14 protein-coding genes are annotated in these 13,552 nt (G+C 42.4%); 11 read left to right on the top strand and 3 right to left on the bottom strand.

The annotated features are described in order from the left end of the window. Window positions 1-19 precede the first annotated feature (19 nt). From G4D82_RS12730 to G4D82_RS12690, 9 genes are all read left to right on the top strand, one after another. Window positions 20-628, top strand: coding sequence for an ExbD/TolR family protein (locus G4D82_RS12730; RefSeq protein ID WP_166337674.1), 609 nt, complete (start codon window positions 20-22; stop codon window positions 626-628). Window positions 629-646: 18 nt separating this feature from the next. Then, on the top strand, window positions 647-1,243 hold the full coding sequence (locus tag G4D82_RS12725; RefSeq protein WP_166337673.1) for an ExbD/TolR family protein: 597 nt from the start codon (window positions 647-649) through the stop codon (window positions 1,241-1,243). 20 nt (window positions 1,244-1,263) lie between these two features. After that, the gene (locus G4D82_RS12720; RefSeq protein WP_166337672.1) at window positions 1,264-2,058 is read left to right on the top strand and encodes an energy transducer TonB; all 795 of its coding nucleotides are present in this window, start codon (window positions 1,264-1,266) and stop codon (window positions 2,056-2,058) included. Window positions 2,059-2,286: 228 nt separating this feature from the next. Next, window positions 2,287-3,192 carry a PstS family phosphate ABC transporter substrate-binding protein gene (locus G4D82_RS12715; RefSeq protein ID WP_166337671.1) on the top strand — a complete coding sequence of 302 codons (906 nt, stop codon included), beginning with the start codon at window positions 2,287-2,289 and terminating at the stop codon, window positions 3,190-3,192. Between the two features lie 25 nt (window positions 3,193-3,217). After that, window positions 3,218-4,888 (top strand): tetratricopeptide repeat protein, encoded by a 1,671-nt coding sequence (locus G4D82_RS12710; protein WP_166337670.1) that lies wholly within the window; start codon window positions 3,218-3,220, stop codon window positions 4,886-4,888. Between the two features lie 261 nt (window positions 4,889-5,149). Further along, on the top strand, window positions 5,150-5,782 hold the full coding sequence (locus tag G4D82_RS12705) for a 7-carboxy-7-deazaguanine synthase QueE (RefSeq protein ID WP_166337669.1): 633 nt from the start codon (window positions 5,150-5,152) through the stop codon (window positions 5,780-5,782). Window position 5,783: 1 nt separating this feature from the next. Next, window positions 5,784-6,176, top strand: coding sequence for an energy transducer TonB (locus tag G4D82_RS12700; RefSeq protein ID WP_166337668.1), 393 nt, complete (start codon window positions 5,784-5,786; stop codon window positions 6,174-6,176). Between the two features lie 3 nt (window positions 6,177-6,179). After that, window positions 6,180-7,334, top strand: coding sequence for an aminotransferase class V-fold PLP-dependent enzyme (locus tag G4D82_RS12695; protein ID WP_166337667.1), 1,155 nt, complete (start codon window positions 6,180-6,182; stop codon window positions 7,332-7,334). 101 nt (window positions 7,335-7,435) lie between these two features. Further along, window positions 7,436-8,677: a M43 family zinc metalloprotease gene (locus tag G4D82_RS12690; protein WP_166337666.1), complete on the top strand. Its 1,242-nt coding sequence runs from the start codon at window positions 7,436-7,438 to the stop codon at window positions 8,675-8,677. 54 nt (window positions 8,678-8,731) lie between these two features. On the opposite strand, the gene G4D82_RS12685 is transcribed toward G4D82_RS12690, so the two are convergent. Further along, window positions 8,732-9,271 carry a YfiT family bacillithiol transferase gene (locus G4D82_RS12685; RefSeq protein WP_166337665.1) on the bottom strand — a complete coding sequence of 180 codons (540 nt, stop codon included), beginning with the start codon at window positions 9,269-9,271 and terminating at the stop codon, window positions 8,732-8,734. A gap of 136 nt (window positions 9,272-9,407) precedes the next feature. After that, on the bottom strand, window positions 9,408-10,115 hold the full coding sequence (locus G4D82_RS12680) for a class I SAM-dependent methyltransferase (RefSeq protein ID WP_166337664.1): 708 nt from the start codon (window positions 10,113-10,115) through the stop codon (window positions 9,408-9,410). 52 nt (window positions 10,116-10,167) lie between these two features. Between G4D82_RS12680 and G4D82_RS12675 the strand changes: the two genes are divergently transcribed. Next, window positions 10,168-10,671 (top strand): YkgJ family cysteine cluster protein, encoded by a 504-nt coding sequence (locus G4D82_RS12675; RefSeq protein WP_207788176.1) that lies wholly within the window; start codon window positions 10,168-10,170, stop codon window positions 10,669-10,671. Between the two features lie 87 nt (window positions 10,672-10,758). Here the strand turns inward: G4D82_RS12675 and G4D82_RS12670 are convergent, their stop codons facing one another. Next, complete coding sequence (locus G4D82_RS12670) at window positions 10,759-11,973, bottom strand: exo-beta-N-acetylmuramidase NamZ family protein (RefSeq protein ID WP_166337723.1); 1,215 nt, start codon at window positions 11,971-11,973, stop codon at window positions 10,759-10,761. Between the two features lie 215 nt (window positions 11,974-12,188). Here G4D82_RS12670 and G4D82_RS12665 point away from each other — a divergent pair, with 215 nt between their 5' ends. Then, on the top strand, window positions 12,189-13,424 hold the full coding sequence (locus G4D82_RS12665; protein ID WP_166337722.1) for an ABC transporter permease: 1,236 nt from the start codon (window positions 12,189-12,191) through the stop codon (window positions 13,422-13,424). Window positions 13,425-13,552: the final 128 nt, after the last annotated feature.

Below are 13,552 nucleotides of genomic sequence, written 5' to 3'. Positions count from 1 at the left end.
CAATTATAATTTATAAACGATGGCAATAAAAATGAAAAAAAAGTCTACATCTACCGACATGACGGCGATGTGTGACGTTGCATTCCTTTTGCTTACTTTCTTTATTTTGACTGCTACTGCCAAAGTTCCTGAAGTAATGCCTGTTGATACACCGGCATCTACGGTACAAACCAAGTTGCCAGAGAAAGATTTGGCTACGTTAACAGTTGGAAACGGAAAAGTGTTTTTTGATGTCAAAGGGAAAGATGTTCGTATCAGAACCCTTGAACTGATGGGCAACAAATACGGGGTTAAATTTTCTGAGGAAGATCAAAACAAATTTGCAATTATGGAAAGTTTCGGTGTACCGGTTCAAAACCTAAAGCAAATTTTAGATATGAGTCCTTCGGACAGAAAAAGCGTTCAACAACCGGGAATTCCCAAAGACTCGTTAGACAATCAATTGGCTGAGTGGGTTCAGAATGCTAGAATTGCTAACATCGAATTGCACGATAAAGAGTTGGAACTAGCCATCAAAGGAGATGCTAAAGAAGAATATCCGGTTATTAGAAAAGTAATGGATATTTTGCAAGACCAGAAAATCAACAGCTTTAGTTTGGTGACTGGTTTAAGAGGAAAAGAAAAATAATTTTTAAAAATATACTAGATGGCTGAATTAAATACCGGCGACAGTGGCGGAGGTAAGAAAGGCAGTAAAAAAGTAAGAAGTAAAAAACAGAACTCTAAGGTCGATTTGACGGCCATGGTAGATTTGGCTTTCCTTCTGATTACTTTCTTCATGCTCACCACGACCTTGTCTAAACCCCAATCGATGAATTTGGGTTTGCCAGACAAAGATCCGGACAAGGACAAAAACAAAGATGTTAAGGTAGACGAAAACCGAACCATGACCATTTTGTTAGGTGATAATAACAAGTTGGTTCGTTATGTAGGTTTGTTGGCTACTCCGGTTGCAGGAGGTGCTCCAAAAGATTTTGAATACGGTAAAGATGGAATTCGAAAAGAATTACTTGAGCGCAAAGAAAAAGTGCTTCAGTATACCGGAAACAAAGACAAAGGGATGATTGTAATTATCAAACCCAGCAAGAAATCAAACTATCGAAATTTAGTAGATATTCTTGACGAAATGGCTATAGTTGGGGTTCCTACTTATGCTATTGTAAACGACTTTACTCCAGAAGAAAGCAAATTGATCAACGGTGGTTCTACAGAAGCTGCGGCTCCGGTGACTACTAATCCTTAATCTAATTAAAAAAGAAAGACATGAAATTAGATTTATTAAAAAGTCAATGGCTCGATATCGTTTTTGAAGGACGAAACAAATTATATGGTGCATACAACTTAAGAGCAACCAATGGCAAAACAACAATGCGTTCGTTTGTTATTGGAGGGATTGTTTTTACTTTTTTGGTGAGTATTCCAGTTTTGGCCAACCTGCTTCCGGATAGTAATGATGAAGCGGTGCTAGATCAAAAAATCACCACAGTAAAACTTCCACCTAAAGAGAAACCGAAAGAAAATCTTCCACCGCCACCACCACCGCCACCAAAAGTGGATCAGGTAAAATTTGTAAAACCTGTGGTAGCGAAAGCGGAAGAAGTGGTTGAAGAGCCGCCAAAAATTAAAGAAATCGTCGATAAGAAAATCGGCGCTGAAACCATTAAAGGTGACCCAGATGCAGAGCTTACTGTAGAACCAGTAGGTAATGGCCCAAAAGAAGTAGTTGAAGAAGACAACAACATCTACAACTCTGCGGGTATCGAGGTGAAGCCAGATTTCCCGGGCGGAATCGAGAAATTCTACAAGTTCGTTGGAAAAAACTTTACCCCACCGGATGACGAAGATTTCCCAGGAGGACGCGTTTATGTGAATTTCGTGGTGGAGAAAGACGGTTCATTAACCGACATCAAAGTAGTGCGCGATGCTGGTTATGGAACTGGAAAAGAAGCCATGAGAGTATTGAAGCAATGTCCGAAATGGAACCCTGGTGAGCAAAATGGAAAGAAAGTAAGGGTTTCCTATTCATTACCGATTATGGTAGCAAAAGGAGGAGAATAATATGCTCCGTAATATCGTTATTAATTTCAAAGAGAAATCGCTTTCGCAGCGGTTTCTTTTTGTTATAGGAATGTTGTTCTTCCTGATGTATTTTGTTCTCGGTTTAATCATTATATTTTGGAAGTCATTGCCGATTAATATGCCGGACAATTATCGGATGGCTTTTGGCGTTTTGCTGATTGTTTATTCTTTTTTTCGGTTTTACCGATTTTTTAATGCGAACACGCAATGAGAAAGTACTTCAATATTATAGTTTATACCGTATTGATTTTCTTGGTGGTTACCTGTAAGAATTCTGAAAACAAGCCAACCCAGACAATGCTTCAAGGCGAAACCACACTATTGGTTGACGAAACCCTGCGCCCAATTGTTGAAGAACAAGTACAAGTTTTCGAGAGCAATTACGATGCGAAGCTGACTATTATACCAAAATCTGAAGCGGAGATTATTCAAGCCATGACGAAAGACAGTTCCAGAATTGCGGTACTTCCAAGAACACTAACTGACCAGGAAGTGAAGTTTTTTAACAGTAAAAAATTCTACCCCAAAATGACTCCTTTTGCCAAAGACGGCATTGCACTCATTGTCAGTAAAAGTACTAAAGACACCTTAATCACGTTAGAAGCATTGACCCAACTGATGAAAGGTATTCAAATCCCAAATTTCAAAGGGTTGGTTTTCGACAATCCAAACTCTAGCACCGCGCGCTATCTGTGTAGCTTGGCTGCGGTTAAGAATCTTCCGGAGCAAGGTGTTTTTTCATTCAAAACCCATAAGGAAGTTTTTAGTTATGTGGCGCAGCACGACGGCATGATAGGAGTTGTGGGAATAAATCATATCTTTGAGCCCGCTGTTGAAATTGCTGAGAATTTAGATAAAGTCAACACGCTCAATGTGTTAAATCCGAAAGACAAAAAGTACTATGCCCCGACTCAAAACGACATTGCCACCGGACAGTATCCTTTGGCACGCGAATTGTTTGTTGTCGACGCCCAAGGATTTAAAGGGCTTGGAAGCGGGTTTTCCGTTTTCGTCTCCGGAGAAATTGGGCAACGGATTGTTTTAAAATCAGGATTGGTACCGGTACATTTCCCGACGAGAAAAATCCGAGTCCGAAACACAATCAACAAATAAAAAAAGTAAAATTAAATACAAGACCATGAACAGAATCAAAATTTTTAGCTTGTTATTTCTTGCAGCAACAACCTTTACCCAAGCCCAAGATCTCGAGCAAGCTAAAAAAGCCATAGACGCCGAACAATACGAGAAGGCAAAAGCAATGCTCAAGGCACTTATTCAGGCCAAGCCTGCCAACGGAAAAGCTACATTTTATTTAGGGAACGTTTACCTTAAACAAAACATAGAAGATTCCGCCAAAATATTTTACCAAAAAGGGCTCACTACAACCGAATCTCCGAAATGGAATTATATCGGTTTAGGTCAAATCGATCTCGACAACGGCAACACTACTGCAGCCCAAGCCAATTTCGATCAGGCGTTAAAAGATATCAAGAAAAAGGATATCGAAGAATACATCCACATCGCTAAAGCATACATGAACAGTGACAAGCCAAACTACAAAACGGCGCTCACTTATCTTGACAAAGCCAAAGCCATCAATCCAACTGATGCTAACTTACAAATGGCACTAGGCGATGCCTATTACGGAGACAAAAACCAAAACGAATCATACGCTGCCTACCGTAACGCATTTCAAACCGATTCTTCTTTACTTCGTGCCAAGATGCAATTGGGTGTGCTTTTAAAAGGTGCGAAATCTTACACCGAAGCGGTAAAAGCCTACGACAACGTGATTGCCATCAACCCGAATTATGGTCCGGTTTACAGAGAGTTAGCCGAAACCTATTACTATTGGGGCAACAACGAACCAAAGAAGTATAACGAGTACATTCAAAAAGCGTTGGGCTATTACGAGAAATATATGTCTTTGACCGATTATTCTCTAACTTCAAGAATGCGCCACGCCGATTTCTTGATCTTGGCCAAAGACTACAAAGCTCTGGAAGTTGAAGCCAACAAGATGAAAGAACTAGACAAAGTCAACCCTAGAATTTTACGTTATTTGGGTTATTCGGCTTATGAAAATGGCAACACGGACTTGGCAATCAAATCAATTCAAGATTATTTGGCCACTCCGGGGAATAAAATTATCGCAAGAGATTATATGTACTTAGGTTTGGCCAAACTTAGAAAATCAAACAATGCCGAAACCAAAACGGTCGACCAAACTTTGTTTGCGGCTGCAGTAGCGGATATTAAGAAATCTGTTGAAAAGGAACCCTCAATGACCAATGACTTGAGTGAAATTGGAAAAAAATTCTACGAGCAGAAACTCTTCAAAGAAGCATCAGCCATCTACGAAATTGCTACGAGCAACCCGAATTCAAAGAATTTCCTTTTGGATAATTTCTACTTGGGCAACTCAATCTACTACAACAACACCAAAAAAGATGTCGTAAAAGTAGATGCAGTAGAACTCCAGAAAGCCGATGCCGCGTTTGGCAAAGTAATCGAAGCTTCACCAACAACCCAAGATGCTTATATCTTCCGCGCCAGAACCAACCGATTGCTTGAAAACGAGGAAATGATCATCAAGTACTACCAAGATTACCTTCGCGTAGTGACCGAAAAAGGCCAAGAGGAAGTCGATAAAAACAAGGCCAAGTTCATCGAAAGCTACAACAACATCGCTGCGAGTTACGCCAATACAGATGTTGCCAAGGCCAGAGAATACTTCAACAAAACTCTAGCGCTCGACCCAACCAACGAGTACGCTTCAAGTTCACTCAAAAGCCTTGGAAAGAAATAATTCCTGACAAGAAATTGCAAAGCCGATTGCCCTGAAAAGCAGTCGGTTTTTTATTTGAAGCTAATCCTGCTGTCCATTACTAGCTTTGCCGCAGCCATGGTTTTTTGTATCGGCCAGTAACTGCTTCTGTGGTCGCAGTTACTGGCCGGCAAAAAATCCAAGTCGGCGCCAAAGGCTATTCATTCCCATCAGGGCTAGGGCACTGGTTTTTCTCTGAACTTCAGTAGAACTTTTCGCTATCTTTGCCCTTTAAAACAGAAAATGCTAGCAAAAGAAATACAAACTGCTGTAGAAAAAGGAACCATGCTTCCGTTAATGGAAGAATTCTACACCATTCAAGGCGAAGGTTTTCACACCGGAACCGCGGCCTACTTCATCCGAATAGGTGGTTGCGATGTCGGTTGCCATTGGTGCGACGTCAAAGAAAGCTGGAATGCCGAATTGCATCCGCCCACAGCGATTGATAAAATCGTAGCCAACGCCGCAAAATATGCAGACACGGTAGTGATTACCGGAGGAGAACCACTCACTTGGAATATGTCGCCGCTCACCCAAAACCTCAAAGACAAAAACCTCAAAGTACATATTGAAACATCGGGTGCTTATCCGCTTACAGGTATTTGGGACTGGATTTGCCTTTCGCCAAAGAAAACGAAGCTTCCTACGGCCGAAGTTTACGAAAAAGCCCACGAGCTCAAAGTCATTATTTACAACAAACACGACTTTATCTTCGCCGAAGAACAAGCCGAGAAAGTCAACCAAAACGCGATTTTATTCCTGCAACCCGAATGGAGTAAAAAAGAAGAAATGACGCCGCTTATCGTCGATTACGTCATGCAAAATCCGAAATGGCGTGTGTCGTTGCAAACCCATAAGTATTTAAATATACCTTAGCATGAAGTGTTTTTTCTGCATCATTTGTTTTCTTTTGGCTCTGGAGCATACCTCGGCTCAAGACCATACGGATCCCGTTGCACCGGTTTTAGAACTTACAGAAGTAGATCAGCAACCCGAGTTCCCGGGCGGTTTAGAAAATTGCTATACTTTTTTCTACAAAAATTTCAAAAAACCTGAGGTGCCCGAATTAATCGGCAAAATTTACATTTCGTTCATCGTCGAGCCCGACGGCACATTAACAGATATTCGCAGTGACAGAAATCCCGGCTTCGGAACCGGCGCAGAAGCCGAAAGAGTTATGCAGCTTTCTCCAAAATGGATTCCCGGAAAAAAAGCAGGCCAACGCGTTAGGGTGAAGTATATCCTTACGCTCGGCATTCACACGGATTAAATTATGAAATCACAGTTTCTATTAGATTCCGAAATTACTTATCTCAATCATGGCTCGTTTGGAGCTTGTCCGAAACCCATTTTTGAAAATTACCAATATTGGCAGCTCGAACTCGAAAAACAACCGGTACAATTTCTGACCAAACATTTGTCGGGCCATCTTCAAAATGCTAGACAGGCATTGGCCGCATATATTAATTGTGACGCAGACGATTTCTTCTTTTTGTCCAATCCGACTCAAGCGATCAATACGGTCATGCGCAGTCTCAAATTAGCACCCGGCGATGAAATCCTGACGACCAATCACGAATACGGCGCCATGGACCGCACTTGGCATTTTTACTGTGAGAAGTCAGGAGCAAAATATATCCGTCAGAATATTTCTTTACCAATCCAATCCACCGAAAGCCTGATTGAACAATTCTGGAAAGGCTATACTACCAGAACCAAAGTGATTTTTCTGAATCAGATTTCTAGTGCTACGGCGCTCATTTTTCCCGTTAAAGAAATTATAGACAAAGCAAAGTCACTCGGGTTGATTACTATAATCGATGGTGCTCACGTTCCAGGGCATATTGATTTGAACCTCAAAGAACTTGATCCTGATTTTTACACTGGAACGCTGCACAAATGGATGCTTACCCCTAAAGGTTCTTCGTTTCTTTATGTGAAGAAAACTTGGCAAGACAAGCTTGATCCATTGGTAGTCAGTTGGGGTTATCTTAGCGATACGCCAAGTAAAAGCCGTTTTCTGGATTATCACGAAATGCAAGGCACGCGAGACGTTGCTGCTTTTTTGACGGCTCCGGCTGCTATTGGGTTTTTGAGTGAAAATAATTGGAGTGAAAAGAGTACTGAGGCCAAGCAGCTCATCCTTGAGAACTACAAAAAGTTTTGCGACTTGGTAGGGTCAGCGCCTATTTGTCCTGTTACTAACGAGTTTTTGGGTCAGATGTGCAGTATTCCCATCCGTGCCGAAAAACCGTTGGCTTTAAAAGAAATTTTGTATGAAAAGTATCGCATTGAAATTCCGGTGATGAAAATCGATCACGGCACTTTCCTCAGAATTTCGCTTAATGCCTATAATGCCCCTGATGATTTAAAAGTTTTGCAATATGCTCTAAAGGAAATTATCCGAACCACAGATTGGCTCGGTTGATTTTCACCGCTTGTTTAATTGGGTTCGCCTCTTTTTAAAATTGTTAGGGTAAAAATCAAAATTAGTTTGTAACATTGTACCCTTAATTGTCTATTAATCCCATGAAAAAATTAATTACCCTATTGTTTGTTGTGGTCTCTCTGAGCGCTTTCTCACAAAGAAGAACCTGCGCCACCATGGACAAAATGCATCAAAGAATGCAAGCAGATCCGGAGTTTGCAAAGCACCACGAGCAGGTGATGAAGAACATCCAAAACGCCAATGCCACGCAACCACTGTTCCGAAGCCCAAATGCGCCAACCGCGGTGGTGACCATTCCAGTAGTTTTCCATGTGCTCTACAAAAACGCTACTCAAAATGTTAGTGATGCACAAATCAATTCACAACTAGCCGTGTTAAATAAAGATTACAGAAAACTCAATACTGATTTTAGCACAGTGGTTCCCGCTGCTTTTCAACCGCTAGGAGCTGATATGGAGGTGGTTTTCGTCAAGGCATCAATTGATCCTAACGGTGCCGCAACAACCGGCATCACTCGCAAGTCGGTTCCCAGTTCTTTCGTTTATGAAGACAGTTATTATCTGGCTGCCGGTCAACCTGCCTGGAACCCAACGCAATATATGAACATCTGGATAGGTCGTTTCTCTGATAATTCTTTACTAGGTTTCGCTTATTTGCCTTCTGCCGCTGGTCAAGCTTATGATGGTTTATGCATCGGAGACCAATATTTCGGCACTACGGGAACTGCTTCAGCACCTTTCAACAAAGGAAGAACGGCTACCCACGAAATTGGGCACTATTTCGGTTTAGAACATCCTTGGGGCGATGACAATAGCTCATGCGGTACTACAGCTAATAGCGATGGAGTAGCCGATACACCGGCTGTAGATGGGCCTCATTATGATTGCCCGACTTATCCGACCAATGTCAATACTTGTACTTCGTCGGCCAACGGCGCCATGTTCATGAATTTCATGGATTATGTGAATGATGCCTGTATGGCGTTTTTCACGACAGGTCAAAAAACCATTGTGAGAAATACAATTAGCGGCACAAGAGCTAGTTTGCTTACATCACCAGCTTTGGCGGTAAACAATTTTGAGGCTTACAATTCCATTAAGCTTTATCCCAATCCGGCATCGAACTATTTTACCATCGATTCGGAAAAAATCAACGTTGACCAAGTGGAAATATTCAGTGCTGTTGGGCAATTGGTAAAAAGTCAGAAGGTTTCCAAAACCAACAACGTCATCAACATCGAAGATTTCGCGGCAGGAACTTACTACTTGAGAATCTACGGCGACGGTCAGTATTTGAAATCAGACAAAATCGTAAAAGAATAATCTCGAACCGAGTTAAAAAGCAAATCCCGAAAGTGTTTGGCTCTCGGGATTTTTTTATGACCAATGTTTTCGTTTTTTAAGTTCGGTGATATGCGCCAAATGATGGTTGCCGTGCCAAGCATACAAACCAATGATTTCCTTGAGTCGGAACGTTTTTCCGTGTTCCGGGTGAATGAAACTTCGATTCAGTTGTTCTGAATTCAAACTTCGCATCAGATACGCCAGCCGATAATGCAAGCCGTCAAGAAACGCCAAAGTCGGTTCAATCGGCATGGTCTTATTGTCTTCAAGGGTTGACCAGCGGTCTTCGTAATAGAACTTGATCGTTGGGTTTTCCTCGGTTAATGCCCATTTCACGCGAACCAAACAATTCATGTGGCTATCAGCACAATGGTGAATTACTTGACGAATCGTCCAACCGCCCGGGCGATAGGGTGTTTCCAGTTGCTGCGGCGTCAAGTCAGCTACTTCCTTTGTCAGTCTTTCTGCAAACGAAGCAATTTCATCAATCCGGCCAGTTAAATATTCAAGAGAATAATCATCAGGCGGAACAAACTTGCCAATCGGGTAACGCAATTTTTCTAAATCTTCCATAGTGTTGTATTTCTTTTTTGGGCGTTCCCTTCGGTCGGGCGTTCGCACTCGCTTTTTTACGCTGAACCCCAGCGCAAAAAGAGCTCAGACAATTGCTCATTCCCTAACGCAAACCTGAGAATTCCGTCCGCTTGGTCTAAATGGTGAGCTTTGCCAAGTAATCGTAATGCTCGCCTTCGAGCACCAATTCACATCGTAATCCATTGGCTAAGGCTGCGTTTCGCAAGGTATTGTAATCAATGTACATCCAATCAAACGGCACTTCTTTTTCGCCTTTGTACTCAATATCGAAAACCACTTCGCCATAATATTCCGTATCCGATGGAACATACTTTGCGCCGTCTTCATCTTCGTCGAACATATAAATGATATCAGAACTATCGAGCAAAATTTGGCCATTTTCATTCAGTAGTGACTTCAGTTGAAGCAGAAAACTACTGATGTTTTTCAACTTGCCACACATACCGGCACCATTCATCAAAAGCAAAATTGTATCGAATTTTTCGCCTTGCAACTCCATCACGTTCTGCACTTTGGCATTTTTAATTCCGCGAAGTTGGCACGCATGTATTGCATTGGCCGAAATATCCATCGCCGTCACATCTAACTTTCGCTCGTTTTGAAGGTATAAGCTGTGACTTCCGGCGCCGCAACCTACGTCGAGAACTTTTCCTTTTGCCAGTAGCAAGGCTTTCTGCTCTATTTTCGGCATGGCATCAAAAGAGCGGAACAGATAAGCCACGCTCATTTCGTCAGCTTCGGAAATCGAAGTTTCGGTAATTAAATCTTCAGGATTGTTGCCGGTTTGGAAATCCAGAATCGCTTTTCCGAAAAGATCTTTCATGTTGCAGTTGCGTTTATTTGAAGTAAATTTGCCTGCTGCAATACATCACAAATTGACAAATCCACGAATTGACATATTAACCAAGCTCGCCAAAGATAAGCATAACGAGAACAAAAAGTATTTCGATAAGCTCAAAAAAAAGCCGCCGAAAAACCTTGATTATGCGATGCAGGAACTTCACGATGCGGAGTTCAAAAGAACCGATTGTTTGCAATGTGCCAATTGCTGTAAAACCACTGGGCCTTTATTCACTTCGGCCGATATCGAGCGTATTGCCAAGCATTTCCGACAGAAACCACAACAATTTATTGACCAATACCTGCGCATCGATGAAGACAAGGATTACGTTCTTCAAAAAGTTCCGTGCACTTTTCTCGACGCGGAGAATTACTGCATGATTTACGATGTTCGACCCAAAGCCTGTCGCGAATTCCCGCATACCGACCGTAAAAAATTCCAACAAATATCAGAGTTGACTTTGAAAAATGTCGCTATTTGCCCAGCGGCTTATAATATTGTTGAGGAAATGAAAAAGCGTTTGCCCATCCATCAATAAACTCAAAAGTTTTGCGTCTCTGCGGCTTTGCGAGAGAAAAGAATGCTCGCAAAGCCGCAGAGACGCAAAGTGTGCCATAATAAAACTTTAATTGTTTTGATTGGCGACCAAGAAACTGTCCGGATAAATCAAGTATTTTCGTCGCATTTCCTTGAATTTTTCGATGCCGGATTTCCAGGTCGCGCGGATTTCTTCTTCATTCATACCGCCTTCAATCTGCTCTTGGAGCTTTTTTGTTCCGGCCAGTTTGGTAAAATACGAATTAAAAAACTTCGACGGTTCTTCGGTTTCGCGATAGGCTTTGATAAGCCATTTGAGTTCGAGTTTGTTCACTTTCGGGATTTCAGACAAATCTTCGCCACAACAAATTTTCCCATTCCATAACGGATCTTTCGCTCCTTCGTTTGGCATCGGGGTGAAACTGTAATGATTCGCGGTCAAATAAGGCGAACCATAAATTTGAAATTGCTTGTTCGTACCGCGCCCGATACTGACATTAGTTCCTTCAAAAAAACAAAGGCTGGCGTATAGGTTAATCGCTTGGGCGTTGGGCAAATTCGGCGAAGGTTTCACCGGTAAACTGTATGGCATCTCGCGGCGGTAATTCTCGCACGGCACAATCTTAATCTTGCACTGAATACTGTCTTTGAGCCATTTCTCGCCGTTAATCATCAGCGCATATTCGCCAATAGTCATTCCGTGCAATACCGGAATTTCGTGCATTCCGACAAAACTGCTGTGCTCTTTTTCCAGAATTGGGCCGTCGACAATATTGCCATTCGGGTTCGGGCGATCTAGTACAATCAATTCAATATTGTTTTCCGCACAGGCTTCCATCACATAATGCAGCGAAGAAATATAAGTGTAGAACCGCGCACCTACATCTTGCAGGTCGAAAAGCAACACGTCAATGCCTTGCAATTGCTCTGCGGTCGGTTTTTTATTGTTGCCGTATAACGAAATGATGGGCAAACCGGTTTTGGTGTCTTTGCCGTCTACGATGAGTTCTCCTGCATCGGCCGTTCCGCGGAAACCATGCTCGGGCGCATAGATTTTAACCAAATCGATTTTGGTGTTCTGAGCGATGTAATCTACCACGTGCATCGTATAGGTTTTCATGCTCAATTGCTCTGAGTGGTTGATGGTATCTTTAATAGAAATCGGCGCTTCAAACGTAACAAGGCCGCTTTGATTGGTCAGGATACCGACTTTCTTGTTTTTGAGCAGACCGAAATAACTGGCCATATTGTCGGTGCCGGTCATAAAAAAATCAGGCTTGATTTTCATTTTGCTCTTGATCATTGTTTGCGACGGAGCAGCATAGTTAATCGGCTTGGTCGTTTTACACGATATCAATAGCAGCGCTAAGCCTAAAGTCAGGAATGCTCTTTTCATTTTAAGGTTGCTGTTGCAGCTCCACCTAAATCCTATTTCAATGCTCATAAATCCTGAATAAATTTCACCTAAACGTTCTAAAAGCTGTATTTTTGAAGCCACAAATCAAGCAAAAACCCAATTTGAACCTCGAGTATTTTATAGCCAAAAGACTCATTACGGCTAAAGGGCGTAAAAGTAGTATATCTGCACCAATTATAAAAATTGCGGTTTCGGCCATTGCTATTGGTATGGTCATGATGATTGTTTCGGTCGCTACAGGCATCGGTCTGCAGCAGAAAATCCGTCAGAAAGTATCGGCTTTCAACGGCCATATCATCATCACCAATTACGACGATAACCAGTCCCAAGTTAGTGTCACGCCGGTTTCCATCCATCAAGAATTTTATCCCAAATTCAAAAACGTGCAGGGCATCAGCCATGTGCAAGCCGTGGCTTCCAAAGCCGGAATCATCAGAACCGCCAGTACTTTCGAGGGGATCATCTACAAAGGCGTCGGCAAAGATTACCAGTGGACCAATATCAAGGAATATATCACTTCAGGCCGCACCCCGAATTTGATGCATAACTTAAACAACGAAGTCATCATTTCAGAATTTCTTGCCAAACGTCTTAACCTGAAACTTGGCGATACGTTCAACACTTTCTTTATGAAAGAAACCGGTAACCAACTGCCGAACTTGCGCGTTTTCAAGATTGTCGGGATTTACAATTCCGGGATTCAAGAATTCGATTCGGCATACATCATCGGCGATATCCGGCATTTGCAGCGCATCAACAAGTGGCAGTCGGACCAAGTGGGCGCTTTTGAGGTTTTCGTAGACGATTTCACCCAAATCAAACAAAAAGGTGAAGAAGTTTATGAGCAAACCAACTCCACGCTCGATACCCAAACCGTGGCCGAGAAATACTACTATATATTCGAATGGCTCGAACTGTTCGATTTCAATATCATCGTAATTCTGGTCGTGATGATTGCTGTGGCGACGATCAATATGGTGGTGGCTTTGCTGGTGCTCATCCTCGAACGCACTCAGATGATTGGCATACTCAAAGCGCTCGGAGCCAACAACTGGAGCGTGCGCAAAGTGTTTTTGTACAATGCTTTTTACCTGATATTGCGCGGACTGTTTTGGGGCAATCTTATCGGAGTCGGTTTGGTTTTAATTCAGCAATATTTCGAGCTCATTAAACTCAACCCTGAAAACTACTACGTGAATGTTGCACCTGTCGATTTGAATTGGCTGTATCTTTTGGCGCTCAACCTCGGTACAGTTCTGGTCTGCCTGATTGTTCTGTTGGTGCCGTCTTATATTATTACCAAAATTTCTCCGGTTCGGGCGATTCGTTTTAATTAAGTTTTGGGCGTGCCGGCGCAATGCCTCCAGTGTTTTTAAAAGAACTGAGCGCGCGCCGTCGGGCTATCCGCTGCAAGTCCTCGCTGGGGCTGCGGGCTTTTCGCTGCTATCCCTCACGCAATTTGGGT

The sequence above is a fragment of the Flavobacterium lotistagni genome (genome assembly GCF_011392125.1).
In the GTDB taxonomy this organism is placed as follows: Bacteria; Bacteroidota; Bacteroidia; order Flavobacteriales; family Flavobacteriaceae; genus Flavobacterium; species Flavobacterium lotistagni.
This window is presented reverse-complemented; position numbering and strand designations above follow the sequence as displayed.